Annotated in this window: 18 protein-coding genes and 1 pseudogene; 11 read left to right on the forward strand and 8 right to left on the reverse strand. The window is 62.4% G+C overall.

Going from position 1 to position 16,675, the window contains the following annotated elements; genetic code table 11:
- The first annotated feature begins 47 nt into the window (after nt 1-47).
- Complete coding sequence (locus CXQ81_RS23340) at nt 48-815, forward strand: class III extradiol ring-cleavage dioxygenase (protein WP_101338703.1); 768 nt, start codon at nt 48-50, stop codon at nt 813-815.
- 113 nt (nt 816-928) lie between these two features.
- On the opposite strand, the pseudogene CXQ81_RS23345 reads toward CXQ81_RS23340, so the two are convergent.
- Nucleotides 929-2,636 (reverse strand): annotated as a pseudogene (locus CXQ81_RS23345) (DEAD/DEAH box helicase).
- A gap of 85 nt (nt 2,637-2,721) precedes the next feature.
- On the opposite strand from CXQ81_RS23345, the gene CXQ81_RS31295 reads away from it, so the two are divergent.
- Together CXQ81_RS31295 and CXQ81_RS23355 are read left to right on the forward strand one after the other, a co-directional pair.
- Complete coding sequence (locus tag CXQ81_RS31295; RefSeq protein WP_164485202.1) at nt 2,722-3,057, forward strand: hypothetical protein; 336 nt, start codon at nt 2,722-2,724, stop codon at nt 3,055-3,057.
- On the forward strand, nt 3,023-3,814 hold the full coding sequence (locus CXQ81_RS23355) for a crotonase/enoyl-CoA hydratase family protein (protein WP_101338704.1): 792 nt from the start codon (nt 3,023-3,025) through the stop codon (nt 3,812-3,814). The genes CXQ81_RS31295 and CXQ81_RS23355 overlap by 35 nt, the downstream gene beginning before the upstream one ends.
- A gap of 89 nt (nt 3,815-3,903) precedes the next feature.
- Here CXQ81_RS23355 and CXQ81_RS23360 read toward each other — a convergent pair whose 3' ends face one another.
- A complete protein-coding gene (locus CXQ81_RS23360) occupies nt 3,904-4,659 on the reverse strand; it encodes a spermidine synthase (RefSeq protein WP_007931432.1) in 756 nt (251 codons plus the stop codon).
- Nucleotides 4,660-4,820: 161 nt separating this feature from the next.
- Here CXQ81_RS23360 and CXQ81_RS23365 point away from each other — a divergent pair, with 161 nt between their 5' ends.
- Nucleotides 4,821-6,167 (forward strand): class II 3-deoxy-7-phosphoheptulonate synthase, encoded by a 1,347-nt coding sequence (locus tag CXQ81_RS23365; RefSeq protein ID WP_007931431.1) that lies wholly within the window; start codon nt 4,821-4,823, stop codon nt 6,165-6,167.
- 47 nt (nt 6,168-6,214) lie between these two features.
- Here the strand turns inward: CXQ81_RS23365 and CXQ81_RS23370 are convergent, their stop codons facing one another.
- Both CXQ81_RS23370 and CXQ81_RS23375 read right to left on the reverse strand, forming a co-directional pair.
- A complete protein-coding gene (locus tag CXQ81_RS23370) occupies nt 6,215-7,426 on the reverse strand; it encodes a winged helix-turn-helix domain-containing protein (RefSeq protein ID WP_101338705.1) in 1,212 nt (403 codons plus the stop codon).
- Between the two features lie 64 nt (nt 7,427-7,490).
- Complete coding sequence (locus tag CXQ81_RS23375) at nt 7,491-7,712, reverse strand: DUF1127 domain-containing protein (RefSeq protein WP_101338706.1); 222 nt, start codon at nt 7,710-7,712, stop codon at nt 7,491-7,493.
- 97 nt (nt 7,713-7,809) lie between these two features.
- Here CXQ81_RS23375 and CXQ81_RS23380 point away from each other — a divergent pair, with 97 nt between their 5' ends.
- Entirely contained in the window at nt 7,810-8,664 is an 855-nt protein-coding gene (locus tag CXQ81_RS23380) for a LysR substrate-binding domain-containing protein (RefSeq protein ID WP_162136185.1), read from the forward strand.
- Here CXQ81_RS23380 and CXQ81_RS23385 read toward each other — a convergent pair.
- A complete protein-coding gene (locus CXQ81_RS23385) occupies nt 8,654-9,403 on the reverse strand; it encodes a sulfite exporter TauE/SafE family protein (RefSeq protein ID WP_101338707.1) in 750 nt (249 codons plus the stop codon). The two genes, CXQ81_RS23380 and CXQ81_RS23385, sit on opposite strands and share 11 nt — an antisense overlap.
- A 107-nt stretch (nt 9,404-9,510) precedes the next feature.
- Between CXQ81_RS23385 and CXQ81_RS23390 the strand changes: the two genes are divergently transcribed.
- The 4 genes from CXQ81_RS23390 to CXQ81_RS23405 all read left to right on the forward strand — a co-directional run bounded on the left by CXQ81_RS23390 (nt 9,511) and on the right by CXQ81_RS23405 (nt 12,751).
- The gene (locus tag CXQ81_RS23390; RefSeq protein ID WP_025805488.1) at nt 9,511-10,461 is read left to right on the forward strand and encodes a LysR family transcriptional regulator; all 951 of its coding nucleotides are present in this window, start codon (nt 9,511-9,513) and stop codon (nt 10,459-10,461) included.
- Nucleotides 10,462-10,536: 75 nt separating this feature from the next.
- Nucleotides 10,537-10,998 (forward strand): MarR family winged helix-turn-helix transcriptional regulator, encoded by a 462-nt coding sequence (locus tag CXQ81_RS23395; RefSeq protein WP_053280308.1) that lies wholly within the window; start codon nt 10,537-10,539, stop codon nt 10,996-10,998.
- Between the two features lie 278 nt (nt 10,999-11,276).
- Nucleotides 11,277-11,696 carry an organic hydroperoxide resistance protein gene (locus CXQ81_RS23400; protein WP_009044954.1) on the forward strand — a complete coding sequence of 140 codons (420 nt, stop codon included), beginning with the start codon at nt 11,277-11,279 and terminating at the stop codon, nt 11,694-11,696.
- A gap of 41 nt (nt 11,697-11,737) precedes the next feature.
- Nucleotides 11,738-12,751, forward strand: coding sequence for an alpha/beta hydrolase (locus CXQ81_RS23405; protein WP_101338708.1), 1,014 nt, complete (start codon nt 11,738-11,740; stop codon nt 12,749-12,751).
- Between the two features lie 81 nt (nt 12,752-12,832).
- On the opposite strand, the gene CXQ81_RS23410 is transcribed toward CXQ81_RS23405, so the two are convergent.
- The gene (locus tag CXQ81_RS23410; RefSeq protein ID WP_007931398.1) at nt 12,833-13,405 is read right to left on the reverse strand and encodes an elongation factor P; all 573 of its coding nucleotides are present in this window, start codon (nt 13,403-13,405) and stop codon (nt 12,833-12,835) included.
- Between the two features lie 48 nt (nt 13,406-13,453).
- Nucleotides 13,454-14,587: an elongation factor P maturation arginine rhamnosyltransferase EarP gene (earP, locus tag CXQ81_RS23415; RefSeq protein WP_101338709.1), complete on the reverse strand. Its 1,134-nt coding sequence runs from the start codon at nt 14,585-14,587 to the stop codon at nt 13,454-13,456.
- A 122-nt stretch (nt 14,588-14,709) separates the two neighbouring features.
- Here earP and CXQ81_RS23420 point away from each other — a divergent pair, with 122 nt between their 5' ends.
- Both CXQ81_RS23420 and CXQ81_RS23425 read left to right on the forward strand, forming a co-directional pair.
- The gene (locus CXQ81_RS23420; protein WP_101338710.1) at nt 14,710-15,105 is read left to right on the forward strand and encodes a hypothetical protein; all 396 of its coding nucleotides are present in this window, start codon (nt 14,710-14,712) and stop codon (nt 15,103-15,105) included.
- Between the two features lie 2 nt (nt 15,106-15,107).
- A complete protein-coding gene (locus CXQ81_RS23425; RefSeq protein WP_009044959.1) occupies nt 15,108-15,590 on the forward strand; it encodes an elongation factor GreAB in 483 nt (160 codons plus the stop codon).
- A gap of 7 nt (nt 15,591-15,597) precedes the next feature.
- Here CXQ81_RS23425 and cysB read toward each other — a convergent pair whose 3' ends face one another.
- Nucleotides 15,598-16,572 carry an HTH-type transcriptional regulator CysB gene (cysB, locus tag CXQ81_RS23430; protein WP_007931387.1) on the reverse strand — a complete coding sequence of 325 codons (975 nt, stop codon included), beginning with the start codon at nt 16,570-16,572 and terminating at the stop codon, nt 15,598-15,600.
- Nucleotides 16,573-16,675 lie beyond the last annotated feature (103 nt).

Genomic DNA, 16,675 nt, shown 5'->3' on the forward strand with positions numbered 1-16,675 from the left:
AATGATCTGATTGAAGATGGTGCATCTTAACGCTCAGGACCTTATTCATGCTCCCTAGCCTGTTCATCTCCCACGGATCACCGATGCTCGCCCTGGAACCCGGCGCCAGCGGCCCGGCCCTCGCCCGCCTGGCCGCCGAGCTACCGCGCCCCAAGGCCATAGTGGTGGTGTCGGCCCACTGGGAAAGCCAGGACCTGCGGGTCAGCAGCAACCCGCAACCGCAAACCTGGCATGACTTCGGCGGCTTTCCCGCCGCGCTGTTCGCCGTGCAATACCCCGCCCCCGGCCAGCCTGAACTGGCGGAACAGGTGGCGCAGTTGCTCAGGGCCGATGGCCTGCCGGCGCAGCTCGATGACCAGCGCCCGTTCGACCACGGGGTCTGGGTGCCGCTGTCGCTGATGTACCCACAGGCGGATATTCCGGTGGTCCAGGTGTCTCTGCCCAGTCGCCTTGGACCAACCCTGCAGACTCAGGTCGGGCATGCCCTGTCCAGCCTGCGGCAACAGGGGGTGTTGTTGATCGGCTCGGGCAGTATTACCCACAACCTGCGCGAACTGGATTGGCACGCCGGCCCGGAAAGCGTCGAGCCGTGGGCCAAGGCGTTCCGCGACTGGATAATCGAGAAACTCGCCGCCAATGATGAAGCCGCGTTGCACGACTACCGTCGCCAGGCGCCGAATGCCGTGCGCAGCCACCCCAGCGATGAACACCTGCTGCCGCTGTACTTCGCCAGAGGCGCCGGTGGCGACTTCAGCATCGCCCATCAAGGCTTCACCATGGGCGCGCTGGGCATGGATATCTATCGCTTCGGTTGATGCCCTTGCCGGGCCTGGCGCATCACGATGCGACAACTGATCCAAACCCCAGGCAAAAAAAATCCCCGCACCAGGCGGGGATTTTTTCGTTCAACCAATCAGCTCAGCACTGATCAGTCTTCGCGATAGCGACGCAGCTTCAACTGCTTGCCGGCCACGCGAGTGTCCTTCAGCTTGGTCAGCAGACGCTCCAGACCTTCCTCCGGCAGCTCGACCAGGCTGAAGCTGTCACGCACCTGGATGCGACCGATGGCTTCGCGGGCCAGGCCGCCTTCGTTGAGGATGGCGCCCAGCAGGTTCTTGGCCGCGATACCGTCACGCGCGCCCAGCGCGGTACGGCAACGGGCACGACCTTCAGCCAGAGGCATCGGTGCGCGACGCTCACGCTCGCCGCGATCAGGACGATCGCCGGAACGCTCAGGACGGTCGCCACGTGGCGCGCTGTTCGGCACCAGTGGGCGTTCCTTCTCGATCGCTGCCAGGTTCAGCGCCTGACCGTTGGTGGCCTTGCGCAGCAGGGCCGCGGCCAGGGCACGCGGGCTGCAACCGATATCGGCGGTCAGGCGATCCAGCAGATCACCGTGGGTCGATTCAGCGTCAGCGACCAGCGGCGACAGGCTGTTGGTCAGCTTCTTGATGCGCGCGTCGAGAACGGCTTGAGCGTCCGGCAGGCGAACTTCGGCAACCTTCTGACCGGTTACACGCTCGATCACTTGCAGCATGCGGCGCTCGCGTGGAGTCACCAGCAGCAGCGCACGACCTTCGCGACCGGCACGGCCGGTACGGCCGATACGGTGCACGTAGGATTCCGGGTCGTACGGCATGTCCACGTTGAATACGTGGGTGATGCGCGGTACGTCCAGGCCACGGGCGGCAACGTCAGTCGCCACAACGATGTCCAGGCGGCCATCCTTGAGGGAGTCGATCACACGCTCACGCTGGTTCTGGGCGATGTCGCCGTTCAGCGCGGCAGCTTTGTAGCCTTTGGCTTCCAGGGCACTGGCCAGGTCCAGGGTCGCTTGCTTGGTGCGCACGAACATGATCAGGGCGTCGAAATCTTCCACTTCCAGCAGGCTGAGAACAGCAGAAGTCTTCTGGTCAGCGTGAACCAACAGGTGAGCCTGTTCGATCGCGGTGACGGTCTGAGTCTTGCTCTGGATCTTGACGTGTTTCGGGTCCTTCAGGTGACGCTCGGCGATCGCACGGATCGACTGCGGCAGGGTGGCCGAGAACAGTACGGTCTGACGGGTTTCCGGCATGGCCTTGAAGATGACTTCCAGGTCATCCATGAAGCCCAGTTTCAGCATTTCGTCGGCTTCGTCGAGAACCAGGTGGTTCACGGTAGCCAGGACTTTTTCGTCGCGACGCAGGTGGTCGCACAGACGGCCCGGAGTGGCGACAACGATCTGTGCGCCATTACGGATTGCTTTCAGTTGTGGGCCCATCGGCGCGCCGCCGTAGACAGCCACAACAGTTACGCCCGGCATTTGCTTGGCGTAGGTTTCGAAAGCGGTTGCAACTTGCAGCGCCAACTCACGGGTTGGGGCCAGGATCAGAGCTTGCGGCTCGCGCTTGGACGGATCAATGCGGTGCAGGATAGGCAGGGCGAACGCGGCGGTCTTACCGGTACCGGTTTGCGCCTGACCAATCATATCGTGACCGGCGAGGATGATCGGGATCGACTGCTGCTGAATGGCCGAAGGCTCTTCATAGCCGGTAGCGACTACTGCAGCGACAATATTGGGATGAAGTTCAAGAGCGGCGAAGCCGCCGATTTCCTGGGTCATGGGTCTGCCTCTAAGTGCATCCGCAAAGACCCATGCTCCAAAGCTGCGCATGCCGTGTAAGACTCAAGAGTCACCCTGGCAGCTTTGTCGGCGGGGATTTGCGAAAACGATTGAAAGAAATGAACGTCAAGGATAGTCCGCGCAGCGGACAAGCAGCCGAAGCTGACTTCGGGGAATTGCATCACCTAAACGAGGCCCGGTTAAAGGCCGGCGCGCACTATACCGGAATTACTCAAAAAAGGGAGTTTTTTTTATCGGAAAAACCCGCTGAATACCTAGTTGTCACAGGCTTTGCGGATAATCCGGCAAAGGTCTATTTTGCACAGGCCCACGCCTGTCGGGGGATGACGCTTAAACGGTTCATCTTGCCGGCCGATACCGTCGGTCCGAGACACTCTTTACCGTCCGAGGAAATGCCCCATGAGCCAGCCCAGTTGCAGTCGCGTCAGCCGTGAACAACGTGGTCATCTCTTCCTCATCGGCCTGGACCGGGTCGCCAAGCGCAATGCCTTCGACCTGCAGCTGCTCGATCAACTCAGCCTGGCCTACGGCGAGTTCGAGGCCAGCAGCGAGGCCCGGGTCGCCGTGGTGTTCGGCCATGGCGAGCACTTCACCGCGGGGCTGGACCTGGCCAACGTCGGGGCGAAACTCGCCGAAGGCTGGCAGGCACCGGCCGGCGGTTGCGATCCCTGGGGTGTCTTCGCCGGGCCACGGGTCAGCAAACCGGTGATAGTCGCGGTGCAGGGCTACTGCCTGACCATAGGCATCGAGCTGATGCTGGCGTCGGATATCAACCTGTGCGCCAGCAATACCCGCTTCGCCCAACTGGAAGTGCAACGCGGCATCTTTCCCTTTGGCGGCGCCACCCTGCGCCTGCATCAGATCGCCGGCTGGGGCAATGCCATGCGCTGGTTGCTCACCGGCGACGAGTTCGACGCCCATGAAGCCCTGCGCCTGGGGCTGGTGCAGGAGGTGATGGCCAGCGAAGACCTGCTGCCCCGCGCCCTGGCCCTCGCCGAACGGATCGCCTGCCAGGCGCCGCTGGGGGTTCAAGCCACCCTGATGTCGGCCCGACAAGCCCGGTTCGAAGGAGAAAGCGCGGCAGCGCAGGGGCTGCCGCCGCTGGTGAAGACGCTGTTGAACAGCGAGGATGCCAAGGAAGGTGTGCGAGCGATGGTCGAGAAGCGCCCGGGGGTGTTCAAGGGGTGTTGAGCGGCCTGAACCCGTGGTGAATGTGAGGTTCTATCGCGGGCAAGCCTCGCTCCTACAGATGCGGACGATCCGCGAAGCGGACAGCCGACTCAGGTCGCCGGACGGATGCACTTGATCAACGACTGCAACGAATAGCCCAGGCGTGGCGCCAGCGCCTCGGCCCGGGCGCTCAGACCGTCCATGTCCAGACCCTGCTCCAGGTCGGACGGCACGATCAGAATCACGTTGCCCTCCTTCACCGGCAGCTCCCAGTAGTGCCGATGGTAAAGCCCGCGCAGCAAGGCCGCACCGAGCGGCTTGCCATCGTCGGTGGCCCACTGGTTGATCACCAGCCAGCCGCCCGGGTTGAGGCGCTTCTGGCAGTTTTCCAGGAAACCCCAGGCCAGGTGTCCGACGCCCGGTCCGACGTCGGTGTACAGGTCGACGAAAATCAGGTCCGCCGACTCGGCGCTGTCCAGCAGTTCGAGCGCATCGCCCACCCGGATATACAGACGCGGATCGTCATCCAGCCCCAGGTACTCGATAGCCAGGCGCGGCACGTCGGGGCGCAGCTCGATGGCCTCGACATCGTCCAGCGGCAGGAACTTGAGGCAGGCCTGGGTCAGGGTGCCAGCGCCCAGGCCGAGAAACAGCGCACTCTCGGGCTGCTCATGGCACAGCGCACCGATCAGCATGGCGCGGGTGTAGTCGTACTCCAGCCAGCTCGGGTCGGCGGTAAACACGCAGCTCTGCTCGATGGCATCGCCAAATTCGAGGAAGCGGTAATCCGCCACTTCCAGTACCCGAATCATGCCGAACTCATCGTGCACTTCGGCGAGCAGGCGCTCGACGCGCTCCTCAGTCATCTCTTCTCCTAGCCGCGACGGGGCTCAACCTCGCCGTCGCGATAAACCGGCCGCTCGGCGCCGAGCGGGAAAGGCGCGATTGTCCGCGAACCGGCGGGAACAGGTCACGCACTAATTGCTGATAACATGCCTGTCCGACCTTAAAAACACCCGAGTCCGTGATGAGCCAACCCTGGAGCCCTGACAGCTGGCGCGCCCTGCCGATCCAGCAACAACCCGTCTACCCCGACGCCGCACACCTGTTGCAGGTCGAGCAGACCCTGGCCAGCTACCCGCCGCTGGTGTTTGCCGGCGAAGCCCGGGAGTTGCGCCGCCAGTTTGCCGAAGTGACCCAGGGTCGTGCCTTTCTGCTGCAGGGTGGCGATTGCGCCGAGAGCTTCGCCGAGTTCTCGGCGGCGAAGATCCGCGACACCTTCAAGGTCCTGCTGCAGATGGCGATCGTCATGACCTTCGCCGCCGGTTGCCCGGTGGTCAAGGTCGGGCGCATGGCCGGCCAGTTCGCCAAGCCGCGCTCGGCCAACGACGAAACCATCAATGGCGTGACCCTGCCGGCCTACCGCGGCGATATCGTCAACGGCATAGGTTTCGATGCGAAAAGCCGGGTGCCGGACCCGGACCGCCTGTTGCAGTCCTATCACCAGGCCACCGCCACCCTGAACCTGCTGCGCGCCTTTGCCCAGGGCGGTTTTGCCGACCTGCACCAGGTGCACAAATGGAACCTGGACTTCATCGCCAACTCCGCCCTGGCCGAGAAGTACAGCCAACTGGCCGACCGCATCGACGAAACCCTGGCCTTCATGCGCGCCTGCGGCATGGACAGCTCGCCGCAACTGCGCGAGACCAGCTTCTTCACCGCCCACGAGGCGCTGCTGCTGAACTATGAGGAAGCCTTCGTCCGTCGCGACAGCCTGACCAACGACTATTACGACTGCTCGGCGCACATGCTGTGGATCGGCGATCGCACCCGCCAGCTCGACGGCGCCCACGTCGAATTCCTGCGCGGGGTGAATAACCCGATCGGGGTCAAGGTGGGCCCGAGCATGAACACCGAGGAGCTGATCCGCCTGATCGACATCCTCAACCCGGACAACGATCCAGGCCGCCTGAACCTGATCGTGCGCATGGGCGTGAACAAGGTCGGCGACCACCTGCCGCAGCTGATCCGCGCGGTGGAAGGCGAAGGCAAGAAGGTGCTGTGGAGTTCCGACCCGATGCATGGCAATACCATCAAGGCCAGCAGCGGTTACAAGACCCGCGATTTCGCGCAGATCCTCAATGAGGTGAAGCAGTTCTTCCAGGTCCACGAAGCCGAGGGCAGCTATGCCGGCGGTATCCACATCGAGATGACCGGGCAGAACGTCACCGAGTGCATCGGTGGCGCGCGGCCGATTACCGAAGATGCTTTGTCGGATCGCTACCACACCCATTGCGACCCGCGGATGAACGCCGATCAGTCGCTGGAGCTGGCGTTCCTGATTGCCGAGACCTTGAAACAGGTCAAGCGTTGAACTCCTAGCATTCGATCATCCAGGGGAAGCTGGATGATCGATGCTGGTCAAAGAAACGCACGCAAGCGCTGGGCGCTGGCCCTTGGGCAATTGAGCTGGACGTCGGCCAGCCCCAGCCAGTCGGCCATGCTCCGCAAGCTGCTCGCCAGCGCCTGCATCCCCTGCTCGTCCAACCCCAGATCCTCCTCATGCACGGCATGCACCGCCAGGCGCCCCTGCGCCCTTTCTGCCCGCAGGTCGACCCGCGCGGCGATCCGTTCGTGGTGCAGAAACGGCAACACGTAATAGCCGTACACCCGCTTGTGCTGCGGGGTGTAGATCTCCAGGCGATAGCGGAAATCGAACAGGCGCTCGGTGCGACTGCGTTCCCAGATCAGCGAATCGAAGGGAGAAAGCAAGGCGCTGGCCGGCACGCTGCGCGGCACCTTGGCCTCTGGCAGGCAATACGCCGCTTGCTTCCAGCCCGCCACCTCGCAGGCCAGCAGTTCGCCGCCCTCCAGCAATTCCGCCAGGCGCGCCCGGCTGTCTGCCAGCTCCAGGCGAAAATAGTCGCGCAGATCCTTCTCGGTGGCCACGCCCAGGGCGCTGGCGGCATGCAGTAGCAAACCGCGCTGGGCATCGGCCTCGCTGAGCGGCGAATGCTGCAGGATGCTCGAAGGAATCACCCGCTCCGGCAAGTCGTACAAGCGCTCGAATCCACGCCGACCAGCGACCGTCACCTCACCGGCGGCAAACAGCCATTCCAGCGCATGCTTCTCCGCACTCCAGTCCCACCAAGGGCCGGCGCGTTCCTCACGGGTCGACAGGCTGCCCGCCCCGAGGGCGCCCTGTTCCTCGACCGCGGCCAGCACCCGGCGAATAGTCGCCTGCTGCTCCTGGCCGAAACGCGCCAACTGCTGGTAGATCCCCTGCCCCTGGCTGGCCCGCTGCATGCGCCAACGCATCAGCGGGTACAGCGACAGCGGCAGCAACGAGGCTTCGTGGCCCCAGTATTCGAACAGCGTGCGTTGCCGGCCCTGGCTCCAGGCAGCCTGGTCCAGCAGTTGCGCAGGATAGTCGCCAAGGCGGGAAAACAGCGGCAGGTAGTGCGAACGCACCAGGGCATTGACCGAATCGATCTGCAGGATACCCAGGCGCGCGATCAGGCGATTGAGCTGTGCGGGCCTGATCGTCGCAGGCAGTGGCCGCCCGGAAAAACCCTGGGCGGCCAGCGCCAGACGCCGAGCCTGCTTGAGGGAAAAGGACAGTTCTGCGGGCATGGCAATCTCCTTGTCTGCCCGCAAACTACCTCAGTGAGAAGTGGCTTGTGTAGCGTTTTGACATTCACTTGTGCATCGGATCGTCCCAGAACGGCCGCACGGTCTCCCGCTCCACATCCGCGCGACTGAGGCCGATATCCTTCAGCGCCTCATCACTCATGCCGGCCAGCATGTTGCGTTCACGGTGCAGCTGATGCCAGCGGACAATCCTCTGCAGCAGGTGCCGCAAGGAAGTGCCATGCCATGCAAACCGGTGAGCCAGTACAAAACCTTTTTGACCTTTCATCGTCTTGCCCTCCAGTGGGGATGGCTCAAGTCTCCACCCAGGGCTAAGATCAATCCAACGAATGTTTCTTATGCAATACATCTCGGAGTTTGATGAATTGTCCAGCTACCCAAGCATTGATACCGAGGTTCTGCGCACCTTCGTCGCCATCGCCGACCAGGGCGGTTTCACCAAGGCCGGGGAGCAGGTCAATCGCACCCAGTCCGCGGTGAGCATGCAGATGAAGCGGCTCGAGGAAGACGTGTTGCAACGCCAGTTGTTCCAGCGTGAGGGCCGGCAGGTACGCCTGACCGCCGAAGGCCAGGTGCTGCTGGGTTACGCACGGCGCATCCTGAAACTGCACAGCGAGGTGTTCAACACCCTGCGCGAGCCGCACATGGTCGGCACCGTGCGCATCGGTACGCCGGACGATTACGTGATGCGTTTTCTGCCGGGGATCCTGTCGCGCTTTGCCCAGGCCTACCCCTTGATCCAGATCGAGGTGCATTGCGAGTCGTCCAAGCAACTGCTGCTGCGCCAGGATCTGGACCTGTCTATCGTCACCCGCGAGCCGGGCAGCGAAATCGGCCAGTTGCTGCGCAAGGAGCGTTTCGTCTGGGCCGAGGCCCAGGGGTTCTGCCCCCACGAACAGACGCCGCTGCCCCTGGCGATGTTCAACAGCGATTGCTTCTGCAGGCAATGGGCCTGCAATGCGCTGGACGCCGCCGGGCGCGACTATCGCATCGCCTATAACAGCTCCAGCCTGTCGGCACTGATGGCCGTGGTCAGCGCCGGCCTGGCGATCACCGCTCAGCTGGAAAGCCTGATCACCCCGGACATGCGCATCCTGGGCGCCGCCGAGGATCTGCCCCTGCTGCCCGAGGCCAGCATCATGCTGGTGCGCAACCTCAACACGCCCTCGCCCATCACCGAATGCCTGGCCGAGCACATAGTCGAAGGCTTCAAACTTTAAAGGCGAGCATCACCGCGCAGACCACCAGGAAGCCGCAGAACAGCCCGCGCAGCATTCGCTCGGGCAGCGCATGGGCGATTTTCACCCCCCAACTGATGCTCAACAGCCCACCCGCCGCCAGCGGCAGGCCGATCATCCAGTCCACTTCCTGATGCACCCCGTAGGTCACCAGGGTCACCCCGGTGCTGGGCAGGGCCAGGGCCAGCGACAGCCCCTGGGCGACCACCTGGGTGGTGCCGAACACGCTGGTCAGCACCGGGGTGGCAACCACCGCGCCGCCGACGCCGAACAGCCCGCCCATGGCCCCGGAAGCCGCACCCAGCACACCAAGCCACGGCCAGGGATAGCGCATCTGCGCCGAAGCCGGGGCATTGGCCAGGAACATGCGCAACAGGTTGTAGGCCGACAAGGCCACCAGGAACGCGACGAAGCCGATCCGCATGACTTGGGCATCAATGCCCACCGCCCAGATCGAACCGAGCCAGGCAAAACTGAAGCCCATCAGGGCCAACGGCAACGCATGGCGCGCCTCGATCCGGTTGCGCTGGTGATAACGCCACAGCGCGAGCATCACGTTCGGCACCACCATCACCAACGCCGTGCCCTGGGCGATCTGCTGGTCCAGCCCGAACAGCACGCCCAGCACCGGAATCGCAATCAGCCCTCCACCGATCCCGAACAAGCCGCCCACCGTGCCCAGCGCCGCGCCCAATACCACATACATCGCTAAATCGATCACCGCCGCTCTCCTCACTCAGGCCTTGCATGCTACGCAGTCGGCTCTGGTGCGGAAACGCACAGCAACGCACAATGGCTTTGCCAACTTCGCACAAGCAAATGTCCGCCATGAACCCCAACGCCCTCACCGATCAGCTCGGTCTATTCCTCGATGTGCTGGAAGCCGGGAGTTTTTCCGCTGCCGCCCGCCGGCATCCCTTGACCCCTTCGGCGGTGGCCCGGCGTATCGACAGCCTGGAAAACGCCGTCGGCAGCAAGCTGTTCATGCGCACCACCCACGCGGTGGTGGCGACGGCGGCTGGCCAGGCCTTTGCCGAACGCGCCCGGCGCATCGTCGCCGAACTACAACTGGCGCGGGCGGAAGCCGTGTCCTTGAGCCACGCGCCGGAAGGCCTGATCCGCATCGACGCTCCCGCGGCGTTCGGCCGGCGACACCTGGCGCCGGCGATCGCCGATTTCCTGATGCTCTATCCGGGGCTGGATGTGCAGTTGCACCTGATCGACAGCTTCGTCGACATGCAGGGTTCGCACCTGGGCAAGGTCGATCTGGTGCTGCGCGCCGGGCAAAGGGTCGATACCCGGATGGTGGCGACGTCATTGGCGAGCATCGTGCGCATCGCCTGCGCCAGCCCGGCCTACCTCAAGCTGCGCGGCACCCCGGTGCATCCCGCCGAACTGAGCCAGCACGACGGCCTGGATTGGGACGGCCTGGCCCCACTGTTCGCCTGGCGCTTCGAACTGGACGGGCAGTTGCAGACTCATCGCCCACAACGCATCCGCATGAGCGCCAACAATGCCGAGGCCCTGCTATCCGGAGCCCTGGCCGGGCTGGGCATCGCCCACCTGCCGACCTGGCTGGCCAGCGAATACCTGCTGCGTGGGGAACTGCTGCCGCTGTTCTGCGAAACCGGCCTGCCCAAACCGGAAAGCGCCGGTATCTACGCCTTGCGCCTGGAACAGCACACCAACGCTCGCAGCCGCCTGTTGCTGGAATACCTGAAGACTCGCTTCAGTCCGATTCCGCCCTGGGATCTGGCCCTGCAGAGCGCCATGGGCTGAGCGCTCGTGAGAATTATCTGGCGCATTAAAGATTCGCCCGCTAGATTCAGGGCGAATATCGATCAAGGCCCGACCATGAACACCAAAGGCTCCACCCCGGAAAAATGCGACGACCTGCTGCTGGATAACCAGCTGTGTTTCGCCCTTCACTCGACTTCGTTGCTGATGACCAAAGTCTATAAACCACTGCTGCAGGAGCTGGGCCTGACGTATCCCCAGTACCTGGCAATGATGGTGCTCTGGGAGCAGGACGGCCTGACCGTCGGCGAGATCAGCAGTCGCCTGCTGACCGATCCCGGTTCATTGACGCCCTTGCTCAAGCGCCTGGAAGCCGAGGGATTGCTGAGCCGGACCCGCAGCCGCGAAGACGAACGGGTGGTGATCATCGAGCTGACCGAGCAAGGGCAGGCCCTGTATGACCGGGCGCGCGGCGTTCCCCAATGCATCCTCGGCGCCAGCGGCCTGACCCTGGAGCAACTGCGCAAACTGCAGGCCGACCTGCTGAACCTGCGTGGCCATCTGCAAGACAGCCTTTAACGGCGCTCTCGCGAGCACACCCCGCCCCTCTCCAGGAGCGCTTGCTCGCGATTCTCTCTGTTTCGATGCCGCTAATAGCGTATCGACGAAAAAAATTCTCGATAAAAATATTATTTAAATCATTCGCTTAGCCGAAAAACATGGACTGCTGGCAAGCATTTTCGAGTTTTTTTCAAAATTTATCTTGCGCACTAAATATTTGAGAGATACATTTGTTTCGCACTTACTTAGCGCGCAAATATTTAGCGCAAAACTTCAAAACCCAAGAGGCTCACACCATGCAAACTCTCTATACCGCAGTCGCAACCGCAACCGGTGGCCGTGATGGTCGCGCCGTCTCCAGCGACAACATCCTCGACGTCAAACTCTCCACCCCCAAAGAACTCGGTGGTGCCGGCGGCCAGGCGACCAACCCTGAGCAACTCTTCGCCGCCGGCTACTCCGCCTGCTTTATCGGCGCCCTGAAATTCGTCGCCAGCCAAAGCAAGCGCAAGATCCCGGACAACGCGTCGATCACTGCGCACGTCGGCATCGGCCAGATTCCTGGCGGCTTCGGCCTGGACATCGACCTGCATATCAGCCTGCCAGGTCTTGAACAGAGCGACGCGCAGTCCCTGGTCGAAGCGGCTCACCAGGTCTGCCCTTACTCCAACGCCACCCGCGGCAACGTCGACGTACGTCTGCACGTGACTGTCTAACCCAGCTGCGCGCCAGCGCCCGCACCGCCCAGGAGACGAACATGAACACTTTCAGCAAGGTCTTGACCGGTAGCCTTCTCGCCCTGTCCATCAACACCGCGTTCGCCGAAGGCGGGGTCGAACACAACACCCAGGCGTTCCTCGACGCCTTGAACGCCGGCAGCGGCAAGCCGATGGAACAGATGACACCCAAAGAGGCCCGAGCCGTGCTGGTCGGCGCCCAGGCCGGGGTCAAGCTGACGCTGCCCAAGGCGGATGTCAGCCAGAAGACCATCGACGTCGACGGCCAGGCCATCAGCCTGACCATCGTCAGGCCGGCCGGAGTGAAAGGCACCTTGCCGGTGTTCATGTTCTTCCACGGCGGCGGCTGGGTGCTGGGAGACTTCCCGACCCACGAGCGCTTGGTGCGGGACCTGGTGGTGGGCTCCGGGGCGGCGGCGGTATTCGTCAATTACACGCCGTCCCCGGAAGCTCATTACCCGGTGGCGATCAATCAGGCTTACGCGGCCACCCAATGGGTGGCCGAGCATGGCCGGGAAATCAACGTCGACGGCAGGCGCCTGGCGGTTGCCGGCAACAGCGTCGGCGGCAATATGGCAGCAGTGGTCAGCCTGATGGCCAAGGACAAGGGCACGCCGGCGATCCGGTTCCAGCTGTTGTTGTGGCCGGTGACCGACGCGAATTTCGAAACGGCGTCGTATAACCAATATGCCGAGGGGCACTTTCTCAGCAAAAACATGATGAAGTGGTTCTGGGACAACTACACCACCGATGCCCAGCAGCGTAACGAGATCTACGCTTCACCGCTGCGCGCCACCAGCGCCCAGCTCAAGGGCCTGCCACCCGCGCTGATCCAGACGGCCGGCGCCGACGTACTGCGCGACGAAGGCGAAGCCTATGCCCGCAAGCTGGACGAAGCCGGCGTGACCGTGACCTCGGTGCGCTACAACGGGATGATCCATGACTACGGTCTGCTCAACGTGGTCAGCCAGGTACCCGCGGTGCGTTCGGCCCTGCTGCAGGCATCCGATGAGCTCAAGCAACATCTGAAGTAAGTTTGCCACCCAGGCCTTCGGCCACAAAAAAGCCCGACTCGATGGTCGGGCTTTTTCGTGGCTAAGGATTCAAGCAGGGGCTTAAACCTTGGCGCGGCCTTTGTAGGAACCGCCTTCGCGAGTATCGATCTCGATCATGTCGCCGATTTCGATGAAGTCCGCAACCGACAGCTCGGTACCGTTCTTCAGTTTGGCAGGCTTCATCACCTTGCCCGAAGTGTCGCCGCGAGCGGAACCTTCGGTGTAGTCAACCTGGCGCACGATGGTGGTCGGCAGGTCAACGGAAACCAGACGGTCTTCGAAGAACACAGCTTCGCAAACGTCGGTCATGCCTTCTTCGATGAACGGCAGAACGGCTTCGATGTCTTCAGCGTTCAGCTCGTACATGGTGTAATCGGTGGTGTCCATGAACGTGTAGGTGTCGCCGCTGATGAACGACAGGGTCGCTTCTTTGCGATCCAGGATCACGTCGTCCAGTTTGTCGTCCGCACCGTAAACGGTTTCGGTCTTGTAACCGGTCAGCAGGTTCTTCAGCTTGGTCTTCATGATCGCGCTGTTACGACCGGACTTGGTGAATTCAGCTTTCTGAACCAGCCAAGGATCGTTGTCGATACGGATCACGGTACCGGGTTTGAGTTCTTTACCAGTTTTCATTGCGAATATCCGAATTTGGATGGGATTTACAAAAATCTAGGCCGCGTATCATATCCAATTTAGGTAAAACTGCACCAGCGCCGCAGCAAGATCGGGCTGCGAGCCCTGTTCCAGACACCACTTTTCGGCGTGAGCAGCCACTTCCGGCCAGTGTTCGAGCAGCTTTTTCCAGCCTTGCGCCATCTCGCCTCCGGCATTCCAGGCCCGCCACAGGTCGATCAGCGCCGCCTTGACCTCTGGCGACAGCCCCTGCGTATAAAGCTCGAGAAAGGCGTCGAGCTTGTCCAGGTGAATGTCTTCGTCCTGTTGATAAATGTGCCAGAGCATCGGCCGGCCGGCCCATTGCGCACGCACGAACGAGTCCTCACCGCGTACCGCGTTGAAATCGCAGGACCACAGGAGCTGGTCGTATTCCTCCTGTCGGACGAACGGCAGCACCTGTACCGTCAAGGCCCCACGGACCTGCACCGCACCCGCCGCCAGCGCCTCGACACCCAGCCAGTGTTGCACGTCACCGAGGATCCGCCCTTCGGGAACCAGCAGATGGGTAGCCCGCGAGTCGGCAGCCAGCGCTTGCAGCCAACTGGCCAGGCCGGCGTTCTCATAGGCGAACAGCGACATCAATCGCGCGCCAGGTGCTGCAAATACGCCGAGCCCTTCCAGGAAGCGTTGCCGGGCCAGGGAGTCCTGCTGAAACGCCCTGCGCCGCTCCAGCAATCCAGCCTCGCGTAGCAGCCCACCGGTGCCGGCTTGAAACCCGGGGAAAAAGAAGTACTTCTGCACGCCCTTGAACTTCACCGAGGGCAGGCCGTGGCAGCCGGTCACCCAGGTCTCGGCGCTGAGGTAATCGAGGTTCAACCACAAAGGGGTATGTTCACGCTCGGCCATCGCCTCCATATAAGCCGCTGGCAACTGGCAGGCAAAGGCCGCGATCACCACATCGGCAGCCGCCACCGGCGACCACTCGGTTGGCCAGTGACGCACATCGACACCTTCCTGCCATTGCTGAGGCAAGGCGATATCGATGGGCGGGCACAAACGCTCGAAGGCCCGCAGGTCATCCACCCACAGCCGCATCGCGCACTGATGTTCGGCCACCAATTGCCGGGCCAGCCGCCAGGTCACGCCGATATCGCCGTAGTTGTCGACGACGCTGCAGAAAATATCCCAGGAGGCTTTCATTCCGGGCTCCATTTGGCAAAGGCGCCGATTGTCCGCATAAATGGCTACTGACAGAAGAGCCAACGCCGATAATCTTCGTGCGACAATCGCAGCTTGCCGACACCGCCTGCCAGGAGGCTGCCATGCCCTATCGCCCGACACCCCGTCGATCATTACGTATCAGCGTAAACGCACTTCAACTCAGCGGCAGTATTGCCCTGGGATTGTGGCTGGGTTTTCTGGCGATCGCCCTGACCTGCTGGCTGGCCTGGCGTTTTCTGTTCGACCAGCAATTGGCGCCCGTCGCCCAGGCCGTGCAACAGCTGGCAAAACCGCCCAGCGCGGAATCGGCGGCGTCCAACCGCATGTTCGAGCAGTACCAGGAAAACCTGCGTAAAAACGAACAGCAGCAGGCCCTGGATAATGCGCGCAGCAACCTGCGCAACCAGTCCAACCCGAAATGCCAGTTCTGGTTGCAACAGGACCAGACGGCGCCGAGCGAAAAGAGCCGGGCCAACGTCCTGCAATTCTGCGATTGATCATGAACAAACCTACGGTCCACCAACTGATTCTCGACAAGCTCCGTGGCGATCTGGAGATCGCTCAGCGGGCGGCGCAGACCGCCTATGAGGCGGCGACCCACGAAGAGAACATTGCCGAAAACAAGTACGACACCCTGGGGCTCGAGGCCTCCTATCTCGCCGCCGGCCAGGCCAGGCGCGTCGAGGAAATCCGGCAGGCGCTGGCGCTCTGCCAGAACCTGACCCTGCGCCCGTACGACGAGCAAGTTGGTATCCAGGTCGGCGCGCTGCTGGGCCTCGAAGACGAAAACGGCCACGAACAATGGCTGTTCCTGGCGCCGGATGGGGCGGGACTGAAGGTAGAGGTGGTGGGGCAACCGGTGACCGTCATCACCCCTCGTTCACCGTTGGGCAAAGGCCTGCTGGGCAAGTTCGAGGGGGATGAACTGGAGATCGTCGTCGCGGGCGCTCGGCAACAGTTCGCTGTCACCGAGGTCAAGTAAGCCCGGCTTAGTGGACAGGCAGTTCGACGCCGTCGAATAGCTCTTCGAGTTCCTGCTTGTTGTGGCACTGAATGGCCTTGGCCATCACTTCGCGCGTCAGGTGCGGCGCGAACTTCTCGATGAAGTCGCACATGAAGCCACGCAGGAAAGTGCCGCGACGGAACCCGATCTTGGTGATGCTCGACTCGAACAGTTCGCTGGCATCCAGTACCACCAGGTCACTGTCGAGCTTGGTATCGACCGCCATCTTGGCAACGATGCCCACACCCAGGCCCAGGCGTACGTAAGTCTTGATCACGTCGGCGTCGGCGGCGGTGAACACCACCTTCGGCGTCAGGCCGCGATGGCTGAAGGCTTCGTCGAGCTTGGAGCGGCCGGTAAAACCGAACACGTAAGTCACGATCGGGTATTCGGCGAGGGTTTCCAGGGTCAGCTTCGGCAGCTTGGTCAGCGGGTGGCCCTGCGGTACCACTACGCAACGGTTCCAGCGGTAGCACGGCATCATCACCAGATCGCCGAACAGCTCCAGCGCTTCGGTGGCGATGGCGAAGTCGACGGTGCCATCGGCAGCCATTTCGGCGATCTGCATCGGCGAGCCCTGATGCATGTGCAACGCCACATCCGGGTACTGCTTGATAAAGCTGCTGATCACCGGCGGCAAGGCATAACGGGCCTGGGTATGGGTGGTGGCGATCGACAGGGTACCCTTCTTCTCGTTGGAGAATTCCTGGGCGATCTGCTTGATGCTTTCGACCTTGCGCAGGATCTCGCCAGCGGTGGTGATGATGCGTTCGCCAGCCGGGGTGACGCGAGTCAGGTGCTTGCCGCTACGAGCGAATACCTCGACCCCCAGCTCGTCCTCGAGCAGGCGGATCTGCTTGCTGATACCCGGTTGCGAGGTATAAAGGCTTTGGGCTGTAGCAGAGACGTTGAGGTCGTGGTGCGCCACTTCCCAGATGTAGCGCAATTGTTGAAGCTTCATATGAATCCCTCAAAGCAGGTAGACGCCACGGGCATCAGCGACGGTATATAACTATATTAATGGTTCGAAGAATAAATCTAGAACTTTTCTTCAGAAAATTCCA

This window comes from Pseudomonas sp. 09C 129 (assembly GCF_002843625.1).
Taxonomy (GTDB): Bacteria; Pseudomonadota; Gammaproteobacteria; order Pseudomonadales; family Pseudomonadaceae; genus Aquipseudomonas; species Aquipseudomonas chlororaphis.